The sequence below is a fragment of the Neisseria sicca genome (genome assembly GCF_014054945.1).
Classification (GTDB): domain Bacteria; phylum Pseudomonadota; class Gammaproteobacteria; order Burkholderiales; family Neisseriaceae; genus Neisseria; species Neisseria sicca.
In genome coordinates this window covers 2580915-2600315 of record NZ_CP059566.1, presented here as the reverse complement: position 1 = coordinate 2600315, position 19401 = coordinate 2580915, and the positions used below count along the sequence as shown (strand labels likewise).

Sequence of the window (19401 nt, the reverse complement as noted above, 5' to 3'; positions counted from 1 at the left end):
TGCTGAAGCACCAAGTGAATCGGTTCCGTACTATCTGTACTGTCTGCGGCTTCGTCGCCTTGTCCTGATTTAAATTTAATCCACTATAGATTATTCGGCACAATCTTTCAGCGTATCTTTATAAGTATAAAGGTACGACGCGCCGACAAACGATGCGCCGCCTAAGACATTGCCTAAAAACACGGGAATCATGTTGAAGAAAAACTGCCCCCATGTAATATCTGCGCCCGCCAAAATACCGGCGGGGATGACGAACATATTGGCGACAAGGTGTTGGAAACCGTTTAACACGAAAATCATCACGGGAAACCAAATCGCCAACATCCGCCCTGCCGTATGCTTGGCGGCAAAGTGCAGCCACGCGCCCATACACACCATCCAGTTACACGCGACCGCCGAGACGAAAGCCCTGCCGAAATCCATATGGACTTTGGCTTCCGCCACCGCAATCGTTTTTTCCGCCACGCTGCCTTCGGTCATCCCGACATAGTGTCCGAGGAAAAACGCCATCGCCAGCGTTCCCGCCAAATTGCCCAGACACACGACGACCCAGTTGCGCAGCAGCATTTTTGTGGAAATCCTTCCCGCCAAACGCCCCAAAGACATAATCATCATATTGCTCGTTACCAGCTCGCCGCCGCCGAGCAGGATGCAGATCAAGGCGATGGGGAACATTGCCGCACCGAGCAAAGTCGCCAAGCCGCCCCATTCGTGCGGAATGCCGCTGACCACTTTCAAATAAGCCAGATAACCGAAGCCGATGTATCCGCCTGCCAAAACGCTCAAAACCGCCAGCGTGGAAACGCTGGATTGTGCTTTGGCACAGCTTTTATCGAGGACGACCTGTAAAATTTCCTGTGGGTATAAATCGCGCGAAGCCATGATTTTCCTTAAAGTGGATTGAGGTGGGAGCGCCGCTTTTGAAAGACGGCAAAACTGTCGCGGTAGGGCAGTGTCGGGGGATGCCGGTTTACGGTCTTATCGGATAAAAAACAATAGTGTATTAAACCTAAAATGCGGTCGCGCCGCCTTGCTTTGGCTCAAAAGAAAGATTATTACATCCAGCGGACAGGTCAGTTTGCGAAGCGGCGGCTTCAAACAAAAGGTCGTCTGAAAACCCTGATGTTTTCAGACGACCTTTTCATCACAACAAATACGGCATAGTGCAACTGCCGCTCAATCAATCCGTATGTATTCTACCGACAAAATTTCAATCTCTTCGCGCCCTTCCGGCGTATTCAAGACGACTTCGTCCCCTTCCCTCGCTTTAATCAAACAACGCGCCAACGGGGAAATCCAAGAAATTTTGTTTTGCGCGGTATCGATTTCATCGACGCCGACGATTTTGACGGTTTGTTCACGCCCGTCGCCGCGTAACAATCCGACGGTTGCGCCGAAAAACACTTGGTCGGTCGCTTCGCGCAATTCGGGATTGACGACAACGGCGGCTTCCAAACGCTTGGTCAGGAAACGGATGCGGTGGTCGATTTCGCGCATACGGCGTTTGCCGTAAAGATAGTCGCCGTTTTCGCTGCGGTCGCCGTTGCTTGCCGCCCAGTTGACGATTTGGACGATTTCGGGACGCTCTTTATTGACCAGTTGATACAGCTCGTCTTTCAACGCCTGCCAACCGACGGGCGTGATGTAGTTTTTGGTTTCGGTACTCATAATCTTGCCGTTAAAAATAATATAGTGGATTAACTTTAAACCAGTACGGTGTTGCCTCGCCTTAGCTCAAAGAGAACGATTCTCTAAGGTGCTGAAGCACCAAGTGAATCGGTTCCGTACTATAGTGGATTAACTTTAAACCAGTACGGCGTTGCCTCGCCTTGCCGTACTATCTGTACTGTCTGCGGCTTCGTCGCCTTGTCCTGATTCAAATTTAATCCACTATACAAAGGTCGTCTGAAACATGACCCCGTTTCAGACGACCTTTTGCTTTAATCGTTCAAACCGGTTTTATTCTTCGTCACCCGTATCGCTGATGCTGATGCTGTGTTCCATCCTGCTCGGGTGGACTTTCAAGCCTCCGCAGCCGGATTTCTCGGCGGACAGGCGGTCGAGGTAGGCTTGGTCGATGTCGCCGGTTTGATAGATGCCGTTGAAACAGGAAGAATCGAAGGATTCGATTTTCGGATTGAGTGCTTTGACAACGGCTTCCAAATCGCTCAAATTTTGGAAAACGATGCCGTCCGCGCCGATTTCGGCGGCAATTTCCGCTGCGCTGCGCCCGTTAGCAATCAATTCTTCGCGCGTGGGCATGTCGATGCCGTACACATTGGGATAGCGTACTTCGGGAGCGGCGGAGGCGATATAGACTTTGCGCGCGCCCGCTGCGCGTACCATTTCGACGATTTCGCGGCTGGTCGTCCCGCGCACGATGGAGTCGTCCACCAGCAATACGCTTTTGCCTTCAAACTCGGTTTCCATCGGGCTGAGTTTCTGGCGCACGGATTTTTTGCGCGTCGCCTGACCGGGCATGATAAAGGTGCGGCCGATATAGCGGTTTTTAATCAAACCTTCGCGGTAAGGCTTTTTGAGGTGGACGGCAAGTTCCATCGCGCTGGGGCGGCTGGTGTCGGGAATGGGCATCACGACGTCGATGTCGTCCACAGGCAGCTCGCGCTTGATTTTTTCCGCTAAGGACACACCCATGTCCAAACGCGATTGGTAAACCGATACGCCGTCGATCACGGAGTCGGGACGGGCAAAATAGACGTATTCGAAGAGGCAGGGGCTGAGTTTGGCGCGGTCGCTGCATTGACGGGCAATCAGTGTGCCGTCAAAGCCGACGAATACCGCTTCGCCCGGTTGGATATCGCGTTCCAAATCGTAGGCAAGCGCATTGAAGGCAACGGATTCGGAGGCGACGGCATAGGATTTTCTGCCTGCCTCGTCGGTTTGCGAACCCAACACCAGCGGGCGGATGCCGTAAGGATCGCGGAAAGCGAGCATGCCGTAGCCCGCAATCATGGCAACCACGCCGTATGCGCCGCGCACCAGGCGGTGGACTTCGGCAACGGCGTTGAAAATATTGTCGATATTGAGCCGGTGGGGATTGGCGTTTTTAGAGACTTCGCGGCGCAATTCGTGCGCGAATACGTTGAGCAAGACTTCGGAATCGGAGCTGGTGTTGACGTGGCGCAGGTGTTTGTTGCACACGTTTTCATACAGTTCGGCGGTATTGGTGAGGTTGCCGTTGTGCGCCAACACGATGCCGAAAGGCGAGCTGACGTAGAAAGGCTGCGCCTCCGCGCTGCTGCCCGCATTGCCCGCCGTAGGGTAACGGACATGGGCGATGCCCGCGTTGCCGATCAAATCGCGCATATTGCGTGTGCGGAACACTTCGCGCACCATGCCTTTGCCTTTGTGCATATGGAACGTGCTGCCTTCCGCCGTCACAATGCCCGCCGCATCCTGCCCCCTGTGCTGCAACATCTGCAAACCGTCGTACAGAAGCTGGTTTACCGGCTCATGGCTGACCAAACCTAATACACCGCACATATCGTCTTCTCCGAATTCGAGGTTAACTTGGAAAACAGAATTATAGAATAAATCGGACAAAGTTGCCCAAATTGTTGACAATCATTCGCCCGTTCAGTTTGAAATCAGATTCGGACCATGACTGATTGATGAATCAGTCCGACAACACGAAGCATCGAAAATTAAATCCAACTTCACTATAAATGCTTCTATTTCACCGCCTTATTATCAATCCGCCCACGCCTCTATCGGAGATTCAGACTATAAGCAGCGCGTTCGGCAAATATAGCTGCCGAACTTTTAACTCATGAAAAACCGGTTTCAGACGACCTTCGATGCAATCGGGGTCGTCTGAAACCGGTAGATTTACGATTCCGCCTTATCTTCCGCCTTGTCCTTCTGACCGGGCAGATAAGGCATGATGACTTCAGACAATGATTGGAAATAAGGAATGCTGTACGAGCTTTGCCAATCTTCCGTTTCCGGCAAATCGGTGTGGGCGCAGACCATGACCGCTAAAGTGACCAACAATACGCCTTTGGCTGCGCCGAACACGCCGCCCAATACTCTGTTGACGCTGCCCAAGCCCATCGATGATGCTGCGTTGGTCAGTATGGTGCGTAAAAACTGCTGTAAAAAACGCGCCAAAAAGAAAATCACGACAAACGAAATGGCAACGCCCAAGGCACGCGGTTGAATCGATTTAAACGCCACTTCCGAAAACGGCACGGCAAACGTTTTAGCCAACAAAAAGGAAATCACCCACGCAAACAGCGAACCCGCTTCGGCAATGACGCCGCGTATCATCGACATCACGATACACGCCGCGATCACGCCGAAGGCGAGTATGTCGGCTAACGGAATATCATTCATTGGTTACCTGTCCGGCAATGCCGTGTACGCGCAGTTTGTTCAAGTCGCGTTCGGCATCGTAGGCGTTTTTGTATGCGCCCGATTTGACGCGGTAAACCTTGCCTTTATCCGTCATCACTTCGGTAATGGTTGAGTCGATACCTGCTGCTTTCATTTTGCGTTGCAGGCTCAAGGCGCGTTCTTTTTCAGCATAACCTGCCTGAATGGCGGCTTTTTTACCTGATTTGACTTCGGCGGTTTTGGTTTTTGCCTTTTCAGACGACCTTTCGGCAGTAGCGGTAGCGGTTTTCTCTGCCTTGGCCGTCTGCTCGGCTTTGGCTTTGGCAACTTTCGCTTCGGCTTCCCTTACTGCGGAAGCTTTTTTGCCGGCTGTTTCGATTTTTTCATATTTGGAAGCATCTACCCGAATTCTTTCTTTAGGTTCGGATGCGGATGCTGTGACGGTTTCTTTGGCTTTTTCCGCTGCCGCTTTGTGTTTCGCCGCCGCTTCTTCTTTGGCTTTTAATGCCTTACGTTCGGCAACGGCTTTCTCGGCTTTTTCCAACTGTGCCAGCTTGTTGCGTTCGGCTGCGGCGGCACGCTCGGCCTTCTCGGCTTTGGCAGCTTGAAGGGCGCGTTTACGCGCTGCGGCATTGGCTTCGCGTTCCGCTGCTTCCTGGGCTTGAAGCTGCTGCGCTTTACGCTGCTCTTCACGATTACGGCGGCGCTCTTCCGCGCGGCGCTCGGCTGCTTCGCGTTTGGCGGCTTCGGCTTTTTGGATTTTCTCAGACTCTTCCAAACCTTTGATGTCGCTGTCTGACAGCGTATCGTTAATCAGCACCAAAGGCGGGCCTACATCTTCGGGCGCGGCTGGCGGCGCATCAGGTTGCGGCTCGGCTTGCGCATGCGCAGTTTGCTCCGGCGCGGCGGTTTCCTGCGGTTTGTCCGCTACTTCGGCATCGGCATTTTTAGCCGCTTCCGCCGCTGCTTCCAAATCTTCTTTGGTAGAAGGCTCCAACACGGTCGCATCCGCCAAGTTGGCAGGTTCTGCGTTGGCGTTGTTTTGTTGGATGGTTGTAGTTTGGGCGTTTTCTTCTGGCTTGTTTTCCGGTCCGGTTGACAGGGCGACGCCCAATAAAACGGTCGATGCCGCCACCAACCCCGATGCCATAACCAAGCGGCGGCGGTTGCGGCGTTTGAGCTGTTCGTAACCGGTCAAAACTTCATTTTGCTTATTGTCAGACATGGAGATTTCCTTTTACAACGCCGCCATCACGTCGGCAACGGTATGAAATGAGCCGAAAACAACGATTCTATCATTTTCGCCCGCCTTAGCCAAAGCTGCGCGGTACGCCTCGCGAACGGAGGTAAAAGTTTGTATATTTTCGATATTTTGTGCTTCCAGTTTCGCCTGCAAGGCTTCCGCCGTCATGCCGCGCGGCACGTCCAAAGGCGCGATATACCACTCGTCAAACTGGTCTTTAACGATTTCCAACACGCCGTCTATGTCTTTGTCGGACAGCATGCTGAACACGGCGGTGCGTTTTTGCGCAAACGCCAAATTAATCAGGCTGCGGCGTAAGGCGCGGGCGGCGTGGGGGTTGTGTCCGACATCCAAAACGGTCAGCGGACGGCCGGGCAGGACTTGGAAGCGTCCGGGGTTTTCAACCAGCAGCAATCCGCGTTTGATGGCGCCGATGTCCACCGGCAATTTGTCGTTCAAACATTCCAACACGGTTAACGCGCAGGCTGCGTTGGAAAGCTGGTATGCGCCGCGCAATGCGGGGAACGGCAGGGAATTTCGGTTGCGCGCAGGGTCGTCTGAATGCTGCGGATGGAAGCGGTAGTTCCATTGGATGTTTTCCAATGAGGCGAAATCAAAATCGCGCTGCACCATCAGTAGTTTCGCGCCTATGGCTTCGGCGTGTGCGACCAACGATTCGGGCGCGGGGTTTTGCCCGCAGATTGCGGGTTTGCCGCTGCGGAACACGCCTGCTTTTTCAAAGCCGACCTGCTCGACCGTATCGCCCAAAAACGCCTGATGGTCCAAATCCACGCTGGTAACCACCGCGCAATCGCAGTCGAACACATTGACCGCGTCCAAACGTCCGCCCAAGCCGACTTCCAATATCATTACATCGACTTGTTCGCGTATGAAGATATCGACCGCCGCCAAGGCATTGAATTCAAAATAAGTCAGCGATATTTCGCCGCGCGCCGCTTCGATGCGCTCGAAGGAAGCGGTGATGAGGTCGTCTGAAACCGGTTCGGCGTTGACGGCGATGCGTTCGTTGTAACGCAATAAATGCGGGCTGGTCAGCGTACCGACTTTGAAGCCTGCCTGTTTGTAAATCTGCGTCAGGTAGGCGCAGACCGAACCTTTCCCGTTTGTTCCCGCGACAACGACGACGGGGCATTGCGGCTCGAGCTTCATGCGTTTTTTCACTTCGCCCGTGCGTTCCAAACCCATGTCGATTAAGCCGCCGCTGTGGGCGGTTTCCAAATGCGAGAGCCAGTCTTGTAATGTTTTCATGTGTGTTTCGTTTTTCAAAAGGTCGTCTGAAACCGTCGTTTCGGCATAATGGGGCGGTTTCGGCTGCTTGTGTGGACTGTTTTTATATTGGGTTTAATTTGACAAGGACAAGGCGGGAAACCGCTTTACCGAATTAAAGCGGATGCCCGGCATCCTGAGCCTGACACCAGCGCGCCCAAACTTTCAGACGACGGTAAGATTCCTTATCCGCCATATCGGGCGTAACGCATTGCCGTATCGTCTTGCCGTCGGCGTTCCACTGCAAAAACAAAGCGTAAGGAGTCAGCATCGTCGCGCCGTCCAACACCGCGCCCTGCCCTTCTCCGTCTCCGCAAAATACGGAAGCGCACGCATGGCGGTCGATGGCGATTTTCTTTACCGCACCCGCCGTCCGCAAATTCACCACGCGCCAAGCGTGAACAAAACTGCCCGCCAACGCCGCCAGCCCGAACCACATCATCCAGCCGTAAAACCATATCAGGCACACGGCAACTGCGGACAAATGCAGCAAAACGGGCAAGGCTTTTAAAGAACGGGACGGCTTCAAGGTCGTCTGAAAAGCGCGCATCGCCCTACATCATATTGTCGAACACGGGCGTAATGCTCAATTCCGCTTCTTCCATGTCCAAAACCATATCGTGGATTTCGGTATCGAAAAATTCCCAAAACGCCTTCAGGCTCATGTCTTGCGGCCACTTGCTTTTATCGATGTCCCAGCCTGCCAACTCCGCCTCGAAAATCTGTTGGTAGCGTTCGTCAAAATAGGCAATCACGGCTTCCGGCTCGTCAAACTGCGGCACGAGGAATACGGAGCAGTTGGCACGGATTTGCTCGATGGTCAGGTCAGGCATATTTTCATCGGCGGATTTCAGCCATTCCAAAAAACGGGCGGTCGGCTTAAGCACGACGGCGGTACGGTCAACAAAATACATGGTTTTCCTTTGCTACGGCAAAATCGGAGATAGTCTCTTTACCGTCTATATCTATTCTAAAATAATCCATTTGCCATTTTTGTGTTTTCTGGGCTGTTTTATTTAAATTTGTGCACCAGGGTGGATAAAATCGCATGGACATCTTTCCTTTACAATCCTTTGTAGAGAGAATTTTTTTACTGATAGCCACCTCTTTGGGAATTATAAATAAACCGCAATGACAGCCGTCTATCACGACAATAATCAGTTCATCGCCCAAGTCCTCATCGGTATAAGGGATATTTTTGTTCTCTTGGTCTTTTTTCCAAAAGACTGTAAAGTAGCCTTCTTTTTTGGGTGTTTTCTTTGCCAAACGACATCTTTTATATTTTTGATCATACTTTGTCTTAATCAAAATGCTTTCATAGTCTTCATTCCATTTTTCCTTTATCAGATCAAAGTCACCATAATACCTATGAAGAATGTCTGTCATTTTCATTGTTTTATTGTCTTGTCTTTAGAGATGTCGGTTGCATTCACCAAAGGTCGTCTGAAAGCCCAAATCTGTCTTTCAGACGACCTTTTGGCAAACTGTTAATGCGTCATTACTTGCTGCAAGAACTGTTTGGCGCGTTCGTGTTTCGGATTGGTAAAAAACTCTTCAGGCGTTTCGTTTTCCAAAATCTGCCCTTTATCCACGAAAATAATGCGGTCGGCCACTTCGCGCGCAAAGCCCATTTCATGCGTAACACACATCATGGTCATGCCGCTTTCCGCCAAGTCCTGCATCACTTTCAATACCTCGCCGACCATTTCCGGGTCGAGCGCGGAAGTCGGTTCGTCAAACAGCATCACGCGTGGCTCCATCGCTAACCCGCGCGCAATCGCCACGCGCTGCTGCTGACCGCCGGAAAGCTGGCTGGGGAAAGCGTCTTTTTTATGCGCCAAACCCACGCGTTCCAACAGCTCCATCGCCTTTTCCTCAGCCTGTTCGCGGCTTTGTTTTTTCACCTTCATCGGCGACAGGATGATGTTTTCCAATACGGTCAGATGCGGATACAGATTGAAGCCTTGAAACACAAAACCCACTTCCTCACGCACCTTGTTCAAATCCGTTTGCGGATCGGCAACATTGATACCATCCACCCAAATCTCGCCGCTCTCAATGCTTTCAAGCTGGTTGACGGTACGGATGAGCGTCGATTTGCCGCTGCCCGAAGGTCCGCAAACCACCACCACTTCACCCTGCTTCACTTCCAGATTGACGCCGTTGATGACGTGCAGGTCTTTGAAATGTTTATGTACATTTTTGAATTTAATCATGTTTATTTTACATTCTCTAAAATTGACCAGATTTTGGCTGGTTTATCTTCGATACGTTTAACATAGCCATCTATTTTTTTCGCATTGTGTTCATAGTAAATACCGCTGCACAATACATCCATTGCATCCTTATTCAGATCACCATAACGATTATTGGTATATACCGACAAAATACAGGCTTTCAAAGGATGGAAAGGCACGCCATATTCCCGCGCAGCATCCTGATTTCCAAATAGCCATGCGGTTTTCACCAGAGCTGAAAAATTTCCCAACGTCCCCGCTTTAAACAATTTTTCCTTGATTAACGGATAATTTTTCCGTTTCTGCCTTTCCAGCTTGGCGACTTCATCCATCAATTTTTGCGAACCGTTAGGTGCAAGTTCGTCTTCCAAAGCCTTTCTATCATATTCGGCATCAATATCATGGAGTAAATCCTGTGCCTGACCATTGCCGTTTTTTGCAGCTTTCTTGAGCCAATAGTAAAACTCACTCTTCTTGAGATTCACAGGGTCAGTGGTCATTTCCAACTGCTCTGCCAGCATATATTGTGCATCTGCATCACCAGCCTTTGCCTTACTCAGCAAATCACCTTTCTTCCCACCGATACCGCCTAAGGCAAACACCGTACCTGCAATGAATATGACTACCCCGCCCCAAAGATATTTTTTAAGCATTCCATCCCCCCATTTTTCAGACGACCTTACGGACGAGATAATTGCTCAGTTCCACATATTTCTCCGGTGCGATGTGTTCGGCGCGGTCTTGCGGGCTGATGCCGACTGCCTGTAAATCCTCGTCGCCGGCAAGCTCTTTTAAATTGTTGCGTATGGTTTTGCGGCGTTGGTGGAAGGCGAGTTTCACCAGTTTGGCGAAATGCTCGAAATCGTCCGCCTTGCCGATACGGTGTTTCACCGGAATCATGCGCACCACCGCCGAATCCACTTTCGGCGCAGGGTCGAACGATTCGGGCGGCACGTCAATCAGCAGCTCCATATCGAAAAAATATTGCAGCATCACGCCCAAGCGGCCGTAGTCGTTGCTTTTCGGCGCGGCAACCATGCGCTCGACCACTTCCTTTTGCAGCATAAAGTGCATATCGACGACATCGTCCGCCACTTCCGCCAGCTTGAACAAAAGCGGCGTGGAAATGTTGTACGGCAGGTTGCCGACGATTTTCTTTTTGCCCGCTATGCTGTTGAAATCAAACTGCAATACATCGCCTTCATGAATCACGAGCTTATCCGCAAACGGCAGCGTTTTCAGACGACGTACGATGTCGCGGTCGATTTCGATAACGTGCAGGCGGTTCAGCTTTTTCGCCAAAGGCTCGGTAATCGCCGCCAAGCCCGGCCCGATCTCAATCACCACATCATCCGCCTGCGGACGCACGGCGTTGACAATATCGGCAATAATCCGCGTGTCCTGCAAAAAATTCTGCCCGAAGCGTTTCCGGGCCTTATGTTCTTTCATCGCATCTCTTCAAACTGTCGATCATTATAATAAGTGCGTATTGTAACTGAAAAACAAAGTCCTGTTCAGACCCGCAATCCAAGCAGCCGCCCTACGCCAATCGGGATTTCAAACCGTCCCGCAATGCAGTAATATCCCGTCCATCCTACACAGCTCGTCTGAAAACCCGCAAGGAGCAATTTCATGCAGATGAATTGGAAAAATCTACTCTCCACACAACGTTTCCGCACGAAAAACGGCGAAATCATCCCGACCGTCACGCCTTCCACCCAAGAAGGTGCCGACGCTTTGCGCACTGACTTCCATATCGACTACGACCGCGTCGTGTTCTCCGGCGCATTCCGCAGATTGGGACGTAAAACCCAAGTTCACCCTCTAGCCGAACACGACCTGACCCACAACCGCCTCACACACAGCGTCGAAGTCGCCAGCGTCGGGCGCAGTATCGGCAACCGTGTAGGCGTGATGCTGCAGGCAGGCGGCTTTTTACCGGAAAACAATACGCCGAGCGATATCGGCGCCGTCGTCCAAGTCGCCTGCCTTGCGCACGACCTAGGCAACCCGCCGTTCGGACACACCGGAGAAGACGCATTGCGCGACTGGTTCCGCAATCCCAAAAACCAGCCGTTTTTACAGACATTAAACGACGCCGAACGCAACGACATCCAGACCTATGAAGGCAATGCCCACAGCCTGCGCATCACGGCAAGTTTGGAAATGTATCCCGACGCAGGCGGCATGCGCCTGACGTCCGCCGCCATAGGCGCACTGCTGAAATACCCTTGGACCACGCAACACCCCAACGGAAGAAAAAAATTCAATATTTACCAAACCGAATTACCCTTTATCCGTCGCGTTGCCGACGAATTGGGGCTGATTGAATCAGGCAAAGACTGCTGGGTGCGCCATCCCCTTTCCTACCTGATGGAGGCAGCCGACGACATCTGCTACGCCCTCTTAGACTTGGAAGACGCGGTCGAACTGGATTTGCTGAGCGACGCCGAAATCGAAAGCGTATTATCCGAACTCACTTTTGAAGAAAGCACTTGGCACGCGCAATCCAGCCGCCAGCGTTGCGCCATGTTGCGCGGCATCGCCATCGGTAAAGCGATAGAAGACGTCGCCCAAACCTTCATGATGCACCAATCCGACCTGCTAAACGGCAACTTCAAAGGCAAAGACCTGTTGGCGTTGTGCAGCCCGCAGGTTCAAAACACCTTGGAAAAAGCGAAAGAACTTGCACGCACGCGCATTTTCCGCCACCGCACCAAACTCATGACCGAAATCGCCACTTTCCCGTGTCTCGGTTCCATTTTGGATTTATTGGTTCCCGCCGCATACGTCATGATTGCGCAAAAACAGGTCGATGTGCGCCAATCCCTCGCGCTTGATCTGTTAAAAAACCACGACCCCATCCAAGAAACCGACAGCCTGTATCGCGCCTACATGAAAATCTTAGATTTCGTTGGCGGTATGACAGACAACGCCGCCGCAAAAATGGCTCAAGATTTATCGGGATTGGGCATTTTGCGATAATTAATATCCTTTATTTTCATATTGTTATTTTATTATAAATATTTTTATCCAGAAAATACTGGACAGCCGCCGACAGCTTGTATATTATTCGGTCTTCTTGATTCACGACGCAGTCGCGAAGTGATGAAAATGCACCCGTAGCTCAGTTGGATAGAGTATCTGGCTACGAACCAGAGGGTCGGGCGTTCGAATCGCTCCGGGTGCGCCAACAAAACTTATCCGCGCCCATCGTCTAGCGGTTAGGACATCGCCCTTTCACGGCGGTAACCGGGGTTCGATTCCCCGTGGGCGTGCCAAATTCCGAAAGCACAGTTTGATTAAACTGTGCTTTTTCTTTGTCACTCAATTCATCACAAACAAAGTGAACCCACTTTAAAATCAATACAAGACAAACAAATCACAGCAAATACCGCCGCAAAATAAAACAAAAGAACATCACATTAAAGTTAATCCACTATACAACCGCCCCACCACGAAACCAACATAAGCAAAGGTCGTCTGAAAACCCCAATTCAAGGCTTTCAGACGACCTTTCACTTTAAAACATCAAACCATCAGTTCGAACCAACTTTAATCTTCTGCCACAGATTAACCGACAGTTTCTTCGCATCCGAACTCATTTGCGGCATAACGAAACCGTCTTTCATATCCTGAGCATTCGGGAAGATGGAGCGGGTGTTAACCAATTCGGCAGGCATTTTCTCGCGTGCCGGTTTGCTTGCGGGCGCAAAGGTAACGGCAATGCCGTTTTTCGCAGCCACTTCGGGATCAAGCGTGTAGTTGATGTATTTGTGGGCATTGGCGATGTTTTTCGCATCGGCGGGAATCAGCCAAGATTCAATCCAGAAGCCCATACCCTTCGGCGTCAAAACTTCAATGCCGACGTTGTTTTTCACTTCTTCGGAACGGGCTTTCGCCAAGTTCAAGTCGCCGCCGTTACCCGCTGCAAGACAGATGTCGCCGCGCGCCAGTTCGTCAATGATAGACGGGCTGAAACGTTTTACATCAGGACGGATGGCTTTCAGCACTTCCGCCGCCGCTTTCAAATCATCAGGATTTGTGCCTTTGGGGTCTTTACCTAAGTAGTTCAGTAAAATCGGGAACATCTCGCTCGGCGTATCCCACAAAGCGATACCGCATGATTTCAGCTTGTTGGTGTATTCAGGTTTGAACAGCAAATCCCAACCGTTTTCAGGCAGCTTGCCGCCCAAAAGCTCTTTGCCCTTCGCCGTAATTGCCAAAGTGTTGACGCCGGAGAAATAAGGAACGGCATACTGGTTGCCCGGGTCGGCGGTTTCCAGCATTTTCAACAATTCGGGATCGATGTTTTTGTAATTGGGAATCAGGTCTTTATTGATTTTTTGATAAGCACCCGCTTCGATTTGACGGGGCAGGAAGGCGATGCCGGGAACGACCAAGTCATAGCCGGATTTACCGGTCAGCATTTTGGCTTCGAGGGTTTCGTTGTTTTCGTAAAGGTCGTAGGTCAGCTTCAGCTTATTGGCTTTTTTGAAGTCTTCAACGGTACTCTCGTCAACGTAGTTCGACCAGTTGTAGATGTTCAAAGTATCGGTGGCGGCTGCTTCGGCATTGGCAGCAGGCGTGCTGCCTGCTTGAGGTTGCTCGGTTTTTTTCTCGCCACCGCCGCAAGCGGCCAGCGATAATGCCGCCAATACGGCTAATACGGATTTTTTCATACGGGCAGATTCCTGATGAAAGATTGTTAACAGAAAATAAACACTCTGCACCCCATCATTACCCCGGCGCAAAGCGGGGCTATTGTAATGGAAGTAGGTGAGAACTCAAAGCAATATCTGACTGATTTTTATTGGAATAAGGCACGATTTCTCAGACTCGGGAAAACGGCGTTGCACAAGATGTCGTTTTTGGGCAAAATACGGGCGATTTGCGCGCGCAAACAGAGAAAATACTTGCATATAGAGGAATCTGTCTTTAAAATTGCGTGTTTACAGAATTTATTTTTTCAGGAGATATTCAATATGGCAAACAGCGCACAAGCCCGCAAACGTGCCCGCCAATCAGTTAAACAACGCGCCCACAACGCCAGCCTGCGTACTGCATTCCGTACCGCAGTGAAAAAAGTGTTGAAAGCAGTTGAAGCCGGCGACAAAGCTGCTGCTCAAGCAGTTTACCAAGAGTCCGTCAAAGTCATCGACCGTATCGCTGACAAAGGCGTATTCCACAAAAACAAAGCAGCCCGCCATAAGAGCCGTCTGTCTGCCAAAGTAAAAGCATTGGCTTAATCTTTTTCGCCTATCGTCTTGGTGTTTGATCACGTCGGGACGGGCAAGCAGATAACGATGCCCCTGAGGTCTTAACCTTTCAGGGGCATTGCCGTATGTGGTGCAAGTTGATGTAAACTTTTCAGACGACCTGCTGTAACACCTGCTCAAGGCGGTAAAATGCGGTTTAATCTGTTTTTCAAACGATTAATCCCGATTTTCAGGCAAAAGGTCGTCTGAAAACACCTAATCGGCAATCCTATGAATGAAATGATGAACAAGATGTTGAAACACAATTTGGCGCAAAGCGATGTCCTAAAGAACAAAAAACCGTCATTATCCAAATGTCGGCGCGCCTTGATGCTTATCCTTGCCGGCGGCGCAGCCGCCCCTGCTGCCTACGCCGACACGGCTTTGCAATGCACCTCCATTCAAGACAATGCCACCCGTTTGGCGTGTTACGACAGCATTTACTCGGCTCAACTGCCGCCGCAAGCCCCGCTGCCCGTCATTCGCGAAGAAACCGCCAAAGCACCGGTCGATTTACCCAAAACCATCAGCACCAGCCGTGAGAAAAAAGCGGCGACAATTGTGTTTGACGAAAATAAAGAGCAATCCACCCTTTCGGAAGACAATCTCCGCACCACAGCCGATGCCTACACGCCACTGAGTCTGATGTACGATTTGGACAAAAACGACTCGCGCGGCTTATTGAGTGTGCGCGAGCACAATCCCATGTACCTGATGCCCGCATGGTACAACAGCTCGCCCAACCTGCATCCCCATTCTCCTTCGCGCGGCACAACTAATCAGGAAAAATTCAGCGAACAGAAACACATAGAAACCAAACTGCAAGTTTCGTTCAAAAGCAAAATTGCCGAAGATTTGTTTAAAACCCGCGCGGATTTGTGGTTCGGCTACACCCAAAAATCCGATTGGCAGATTTATAACCAAGGCAGAAAATCCGCGCCGTTCCGCAATACCGATTACGAACCCGAAATCTTCCTGACCCAGCCCGTGAAGGCAGATTTGCCGTTCGGCGGCAAACTGCGGATGGTCGGCGCAGGTTTCGTCCACCAATCCAACGGACAAAGCCGACCCGAATCCCGCTCATGGAACCGCGTTTACGCATTGGCGGGGATGGAATGGGGCAAACTGACCGTCATCCCGCGCGTGTGGATGCGCGCCTTTGATCAGACCGGTGAAAACAACGACAATCCCGACATTACCGACTATATGGGTTATGGCGATTTGAAGCTGCAATACCGTCTGAACGACAAACAAAATATTTCGTCCCTGCTGCGCTACAATCCCAAAACCGGACACGGCGCGGTTGAAGCCGCCTATACCTTCCCGATTAAAGGCAAACTCAAAGGCGTCGTGCGCGGCTTTCACGGCTACGGCGAAAGCCTGATTGATTACAACCACAAACAAAACGGCATCGGCATCGGTCTGATGTTCAACGACTGGGACGGAATTTGATGCTCAACCCCGTTTTCAGACGACCTTTGGCATCATGTTGCACACAGGTCGTCTGAAAGCAAAACAAACACCCTTCCCATATTAAAAACACTCGTTTCCTATCGCCCAAACGCGTATAATGCAACGTTTGGGCGATATTTGTCGGAATGACACAGAAGATGACAGAACAAACGGCCGAAGGCGGAAAAGTTGCCAAGGCATTAAAAAAATATCTGATTACAGGCATGCTGGTGTGGCTGCCGATAGCCGTAACCATTTGGGCGGTCAGCTATATCATATCAGCCGCCGACCGGCTGATCAGCCTGCTGCCCGAGCAATGGCAGCCACAATATTTCTGGGGATTCAATATTCCCGGCCTGGGCATTATTGCCGCCATCGTCGTCTTATTTCTGACCGGCGTGTTCGCCGCCAACGTTTTGGGGCGTCAAATCCTCGCCGCATGGGACAGCCTGTTGGGACGGATCCCCGTCGTCAAATCCATCTATTCCAGCGTTAAAAAAGTATCCGAGTCCCTGCTCTCCGACAGCAGCCGCTCGTTCAGAACGCCCGTGCTGGTTCCATTCCCGCAACCCAATATTTGGACGATTGCCTTTGTATCAGGGCATATTCCCGACAAACTCAAAGGCAGCCTGCCGCACGATGACGACTATCTTTCCGTCTATGTGCCGACCACGCCCAACCCGACTGGTGGCTATTACATCATGGTGAAAAAAAGCGACGTGCGCGAACTCGATATGAGCGTGGACGAAGCATTGAAATATGTGATTTCGTTGGGCATGGTGATGCCGGATGACTTGCCGCTCAAAGCCCAAACCGAAATACGATGTTTAGAAAAATAAACTAGAGATGGTAAACACATGACACATGGTCGTTTTGGCCTTGATTCATGGCTATTTGCATTGTCATTATTGTTTTTAGCTGTTGTACTTTGGCGTTGGGAAAATCGTGATGACTGAAATTTTCAGACGAGCTGAACGCATAAACCAACAGCCTGAAAGTTTATTCAACCTCAAAATATAAACATGAAATATTTATCTGCTTTACTGCTTGCCTTGTTTCTGCCCAATCTAGCCGTCTCCGCACCTGTAACCAACAGTAAAGGCGAAGAGGTATTTCTATTTGATTGGCACAAACAACCCGCTTTCAAAAAGCTTTGGCACGAACAAGTCGGCAAACATGCACCCAAAGCCCCCATGCACAATTGGGTGCGTAAAATGGCAGGTCCGATGCCGCCGCTGGAAAGTGTGAAAATCGGCGGCAAGACCTACTACTACACCACCATGTGCCAACCGCATAACTGCGGAGGCAACAACATGTATATTCTGACTGACAAGCAACATATCGCTGCTTATCATGTTGTTTATAAAAATGATGACTCCTTTTCTGCAGACAATCCGGATCAAATCTACATTTACGGTAAGCCCACGGAAGCAGAATTAAATTTTCTGAAGGCAGAATGGCGTAAAGAACAAAACAATTAAGGTGTCTTTTTTCAGACGACCTTTTCCTTCTTTTCAAATTGAACAATATAAAAAGGTGATTTTATGCGTACCAACTATTGCGGCCTGATCAGCGAGCAATACTTAGACCAAACCGTAACCGTCAAAGGCTGGGTACACCGCCGGCGCGACCACGGCGGTGTGATTTTTATCGACCTGCGCGACCGCGAAGGCATCGTCCAAGTCGTGATTGACCCCGATACGCCCGAAGCGTTTGCCACTGCCGATTCCGCCCGCAACGAATACGTTTTGAGCATTACCGGCCGCGTGCGCAACCGTCCCGAAGGCACGACCAACGACAAAATGATTTCCGGCAAAATCGAAATCCTGGCCAAAGAAATCGAAGTGTTGAACACCGCCGCTACGCCGCCGTTCCAAATCGACGACGAAAACATCAGCGAAAACGTGCGCCTGACCAACCGCGTTATCGACCTGCGCCGTCCGGTGATGCAGCGCAACCTGCGCCTGCGTTATCAAGTCGCTATGGGTGTTCGCCGTTATTTGGATGCGCAAGGCTTCATCGACATCGAAACCCCGATGCTGACCCGCTCCACTCCCGAAGGCGCGCGCGACTACCTCGTGCCGAGCCGCGTTCATCCGGGCGAGTTTTTCGCGCTGCCGCAATCGCCGCAATTGTTCAAACAACTGTTGATGGTGGCAGGTTTCGACCGTTACTACCAAATCACCAAGTGCTTCCGCGACGAAGACCTGCGTGCCGACCGCCAGCCCGAATTCACGCAAATCGACTTGGAAACCTCGTTCTTGAACGAGGATGAAATCATGGACATCACCGAAGGCATGGCAAAACAAGTCTTCCAAGACGCGCTGGGCGTGGACTTGGGCGATTTCCCGCGTATGCCTTACGCCGAAGCCATGTTCTACTACGGCTCCGACAAACCCGATATGCGTATCAACCTGAAATTCACCGAACTGACCGACCTGATGAAAACGGAAGAATTCAAAGTCTTCCGTGGCGCAGCCGACATGAAAGGCGGCCGCGTGGTTGCCCTGCGCGTACCGAACGGCGCGAAATTCAGCCGCAAAGAAATTGACGAATACACCAAATTTGTCGGCATCTACGGCGCGAAAGGTTTGGCGTACATCAAAGTGAACGATGTCAGCAACCTTTCCAACGGCGAAGACAGCGGCCTGCAATCTCCAATCGTGAAATTCCTGTCTGAAAACGCCCTGAAAGAAATCATTGCACGTACCGGCGCGCAAAACGGCGACATTATCTTCTTCGGCGCAGACAAAGCCAAAGTCGTTAACGAAGCCATCGGCGCGCTGCGTATCAAAGTCGGTTTGGAACACGGCGCGGAAAACGGCTACTTCGTGGACGAATGGAAACCTTTGTGGGTTGTCGATTTCCCGATGTTCGAATACGACGAAGACGGCGACCGCTGGGCAGCCATGCACCATCCGTTCACCTCGCCCAAACTAGGTCATGAAGACCTGATGGCGTCCGATCCTGAAAACTGCTTGGCCCGCGCCTACGATATGGTGTTGAACGGCTGGGAAATCGGCGGCGGTTCTATCCGTATCCACCGTGCCGACGTGCAGGAAAAAGTGTTCGCCGCGCTGAAAATCAGCCCCGAAGAGCAACAGGAAAAATTCGGCTTCCTCTTAGACAACCTGAAATTCGGCGCACCTCCGCACGGCGGCTTGGCATTCGGCCTCGACCGTCTGGTTACGTTGATGACCGGCGCCGAGTCCATCCGCGACGTGATTGCCTTCCCGAAAACCCAACGCGCCCAATGTCTGCTGACCAACGCGCCGAATGCGGTGGACGACAAACAGCTGCGCGAATTGAGCCTACGCCTGCGTCAAAAAGCGACCGAAAATAAAGAAGCGTAATTTTTAAAAGCAGGTGGGCAACACCTGACAGTCAAAAGGTCGTCTGAAACCTAATTACACGGGTTTCAGACGACCTTTTTCATCACGGATGTATAGTGGATTAACTTTAAACCAGTACGGCGTTGCCCCGCCTTAGCTCAAAGAGAACGATTTTCTAAGGTGCTGAAGCACCAAGTGAATCGGTTCCGTACTATCTGTACTGTCTGCGGCTTCGT

The 19401-nt window shown here is 51.1% G+C and carries 19 protein-coding genes and 2 tRNA genes; 8 read left to right on the top strand and 13 right to left on the bottom strand.

The features are described from left to right. Positions 1 to 90: 90 nt before the first annotated feature. From H3L95_RS12375 to rsmA, 12 genes are all read right to left on the bottom strand, one after another. A complete protein-coding gene (locus H3L95_RS12375) occupies positions 91 to 882 on the bottom strand; it encodes a formate/nitrite transporter family protein (RefSeq protein ID WP_003761506.1) in 792 nt (263 codons plus the stop codon). Between the two features lie 294 nt (positions 883 to 1176). Beyond that, complete coding sequence (gene greB, locus H3L95_RS12370) at positions 1177 to 1668, bottom strand: transcription elongation factor GreB (protein WP_003761510.1); 492 nt, start codon at positions 1666 to 1668, stop codon at positions 1177 to 1179. Between the two features lie 291 nt (positions 1669 to 1959). Further along, a complete protein-coding gene (purF, locus tag H3L95_RS12360) occupies positions 1960 to 3504 on the bottom strand; it encodes an amidophosphoribosyltransferase (protein ID WP_040669082.1) in 1545 nt (514 codons plus the stop codon). 345 nt (positions 3505 to 3849) lie between these two features. Next, the gene (locus tag H3L95_RS12355) at positions 3850 to 4356 is read right to left on the bottom strand and encodes a CvpA family protein (RefSeq protein ID WP_003761516.1); all 507 of its coding nucleotides are present in this window, start codon (positions 4354 to 4356) and stop codon (positions 3850 to 3852) included. Further along, positions 4349 to 5581, bottom strand: coding sequence for an SPOR domain-containing protein (locus tag H3L95_RS12350; RefSeq protein WP_003761517.1), 1233 nt, complete (start codon positions 5579 to 5581; stop codon positions 4349 to 4351). The genes H3L95_RS12355 and H3L95_RS12350 overlap by 8 nt, the downstream gene beginning before the upstream one ends. A 12-nt stretch (positions 5582 to 5593) precedes the next feature. Beyond that, positions 5594 to 6868: a bifunctional tetrahydrofolate synthase/dihydrofolate synthase gene (gene folC / locus H3L95_RS12345; RefSeq protein ID WP_070865786.1), complete on the bottom strand. Its 1275-nt coding sequence runs from the start codon at positions 6866 to 6868 to the stop codon at positions 5594 to 5596. A gap of 133 nt (positions 6869 to 7001) precedes the next feature. Then, positions 7002 to 7436, bottom strand: coding sequence for a protein YgfX (locus tag H3L95_RS12340; protein WP_003761524.1), 435 nt, complete (start codon positions 7434 to 7436; stop codon positions 7002 to 7004). Between the two features lie 4 nt (positions 7437 to 7440). After that, on the bottom strand, positions 7441 to 7800 hold the full coding sequence (locus H3L95_RS12335; protein ID WP_003761526.1) for a hypothetical protein: 360 nt from the start codon (positions 7798 to 7800) through the stop codon (positions 7441 to 7443). Continuing rightward, positions 7787 to 8278: a MepB family protein gene (locus tag H3L95_RS12330; RefSeq protein WP_003761530.1), complete on the bottom strand. Its 492-nt coding sequence runs from the start codon at positions 8276 to 8278 to the stop codon at positions 7787 to 7789. Before H3L95_RS12330 ends, H3L95_RS12335 begins: the two co-directional genes overlap by 14 nt. 95 nt (positions 8279 to 8373) lie before the next feature. Further along, positions 8374 to 9102, bottom strand: coding sequence for an amino acid ABC transporter ATP-binding protein (locus H3L95_RS12325; RefSeq protein ID WP_003740819.1), 729 nt, complete (start codon positions 9100 to 9102; stop codon positions 8374 to 8376). 2 nt (positions 9103 to 9104) lie between these two features. Beyond that, positions 9105 to 9776 (bottom strand): sel1 repeat family protein, encoded by a 672-nt coding sequence (locus H3L95_RS12320; RefSeq protein WP_070498712.1) that lies wholly within the window; start codon positions 9774 to 9776, stop codon positions 9105 to 9107. Between the two features lie 16 nt (positions 9777 to 9792). Further along, complete coding sequence (rsmA, locus tag H3L95_RS12315) at positions 9793 to 10572, bottom strand: 16S rRNA (adenine(1518)-N(6)/adenine(1519)-N(6))-dimethyltransferase RsmA (RefSeq protein WP_003761535.1); 780 nt, start codon at positions 10570 to 10572, stop codon at positions 9793 to 9795. Positions 10573 to 10755: 183 nt separating this feature from the next. Between rsmA and H3L95_RS12310 the strand changes: the two genes are divergently transcribed. The 3 genes from H3L95_RS12310 to H3L95_RS12300 all read left to right on the top strand — a co-directional run bounded on the left by H3L95_RS12310 (position 10756) and on the right by H3L95_RS12300 (position 12404). Further along, a complete protein-coding gene (locus H3L95_RS12310; RefSeq protein ID WP_003761537.1) occupies positions 10756 to 12108 on the top strand; it encodes a deoxyguanosinetriphosphate triphosphohydrolase in 1353 nt (450 codons plus the stop codon). Positions 12109 to 12239: 131 nt separating this feature from the next. Continuing rightward, positions 12240 to 12316: transfer RNA gene (locus H3L95_RS12305), tRNA-Arg, on the top strand. 13 nt (positions 12317 to 12329) lie between these two features. Beyond that, a tRNA-Glu gene (locus tag H3L95_RS12300) sits at positions 12330 to 12404 on the top strand. 258 nt (positions 12405 to 12662) lie between these two features. Here H3L95_RS12300 and H3L95_RS12295 read toward each other — a convergent pair. After that, a complete protein-coding gene (locus tag H3L95_RS12295; RefSeq protein ID WP_003761539.1) occupies positions 12663 to 13805 on the bottom strand; it encodes an extracellular solute-binding protein in 1143 nt (380 codons plus the stop codon). Positions 13806 to 14108: 303 nt separating this feature from the next. On the opposite strand from H3L95_RS12295, the gene rpsT reads away from it, so the two are divergent. From rpsT to aspS, 5 genes are all read left to right on the top strand, one after another. After that, positions 14109 to 14372, top strand: coding sequence for a 30S ribosomal protein S20 (rpsT, locus tag H3L95_RS12290; protein WP_002212556.1), 264 nt, complete (start codon positions 14109 to 14111; stop codon positions 14370 to 14372). Positions 14373 to 14612: 240 nt separating this feature from the next. Continuing rightward, on the top strand, positions 14613 to 15833 hold the full coding sequence (locus tag H3L95_RS12285; protein WP_003761547.1) for a phospholipase A: 1221 nt from the start codon (positions 14613 to 14615) through the stop codon (positions 15831 to 15833). Positions 15834 to 15991: 158 nt separating this feature from the next. Further along, positions 15992 to 16672: a DUF502 domain-containing protein gene (locus H3L95_RS12280; RefSeq protein ID WP_040669107.1), complete on the top strand. Its 681-nt coding sequence runs from the start codon at positions 15992 to 15994 to the stop codon at positions 16670 to 16672. A gap of 183 nt (positions 16673 to 16855) precedes the next feature. After that, entirely contained in the window at positions 16856 to 17314 is a 459-nt protein-coding gene (locus H3L95_RS12275; RefSeq protein WP_003761553.1) for an Ivy family c-type lysozyme inhibitor, read from the top strand. A 63-nt stretch (positions 17315 to 17377) separates the two neighbouring features. After that, entirely contained in the window at positions 17378 to 19186 is a 1809-nt protein-coding gene (aspS, locus tag H3L95_RS12270; RefSeq protein ID WP_003761555.1) for an aspartate--tRNA ligase, read from the top strand. Positions 19187 to 19401 lie beyond the last annotated feature (215 nt).

Excerpts from the sequence above, each read along its gene's own strand:
- H3L95_RS12375 (WP_003761506.1), bottom strand. The coding sequence starts at position 882 with ATGGCTTCGCGCGATTTATACCCACAGGAAATTTTACAGGTCGTCCTC.
- greB (WP_003761510.1), bottom strand. The coding sequence starts at position 1,668 with ATGAGTACCGAAACCAAAAACTACATCACGCCCGTCGGTTGGCAGGCG.
- purF (WP_040669082.1), bottom strand. The coding sequence starts at position 3,504 with ATGTGCGGTGTATTAGGTTTGGTCAGCCATGAGCCGGTAAACCAGCTT.
- H3L95_RS12355 (WP_003761516.1), bottom strand. The coding sequence starts at position 4,356 with ATGAATGATATTCCGTTAGCCGACATACTCGCCTTCGGCGTGATCGCG.
- H3L95_RS12350 (WP_003761517.1), bottom strand. The coding sequence starts at position 5,581 with ATGTCTGACAATAAGCAAAATGAAGTTTTGACCGGTTACGAACAGCTC.
- folC (WP_070865786.1), bottom strand. The coding sequence starts at position 6,868 with ATGAAAACATTACAAGACTGGCTCTCGCATTTGGAAACCGCCCACAGC.
- H3L95_RS12340 (WP_003761524.1), bottom strand. The coding sequence starts at position 7,436 with ATGCGCGCTTTTCAGACGACCTTGAAGCCGTCCCGTTCTTTAAAAGCC.
- H3L95_RS12335 (WP_003761526.1), bottom strand. The coding sequence starts at position 7,800 with ATGTATTTTGTTGACCGTACCGCCGTCGTGCTTAAGCCGACCGCCCGT.
- H3L95_RS12330 (WP_003761530.1), bottom strand. The coding sequence starts at position 8,278 with ATGAAAATGACAGACATTCTTCATAGGTATTATGGTGACTTTGATCTG.
- H3L95_RS12325 (WP_003740819.1), bottom strand. The coding sequence starts at position 9,102 with ATGATTAAATTCAAAAATGTACATAAACATTTCAAAGACCTGCACGTC.
- H3L95_RS12320 (WP_070498712.1), bottom strand. The coding sequence starts at position 9,776 with ATGCTTAAAAAATATCTTTGGGGCGGGGTAGTCATATTCATTGCAGGT.
- rsmA (WP_003761535.1), bottom strand. The coding sequence starts at position 10,572 with ATGAAAGAACATAAGGCCCGGAAACGCTTCGGGCAGAATTTTTTGCAG.
- H3L95_RS12310 (WP_003761537.1), top strand. The coding sequence starts at position 10,756 with ATGCAGATGAATTGGAAAAATCTACTCTCCACACAACGTTTCCGCACG.
- H3L95_RS12295 (WP_003761539.1), bottom strand. The coding sequence starts at position 13,805 with ATGAAAAAATCCGTATTAGCCGTATTGGCGGCATTATCGCTGGCCGCT.
- rpsT (WP_002212556.1), top strand. The coding sequence starts at position 14,109 with ATGGCAAACAGCGCACAAGCCCGCAAACGTGCCCGCCAATCAGTTAAA.
- H3L95_RS12285 (WP_003761547.1), top strand. The coding sequence starts at position 14,613 with ATGAATGAAATGATGAACAAGATGTTGAAACACAATTTGGCGCAAAGC.
- H3L95_RS12280 (WP_040669107.1), top strand. The coding sequence starts at position 15,992 with ATGACAGAACAAACGGCCGAAGGCGGAAAAGTTGCCAAGGCATTAAAA.
- H3L95_RS12275 (WP_003761553.1), top strand. The coding sequence starts at position 16,856 with ATGAAATATTTATCTGCTTTACTGCTTGCCTTGTTTCTGCCCAATCTA.
- aspS (WP_003761555.1), top strand. The coding sequence starts at position 17,378 with ATGCGTACCAACTATTGCGGCCTGATCAGCGAGCAATACTTAGACCAA.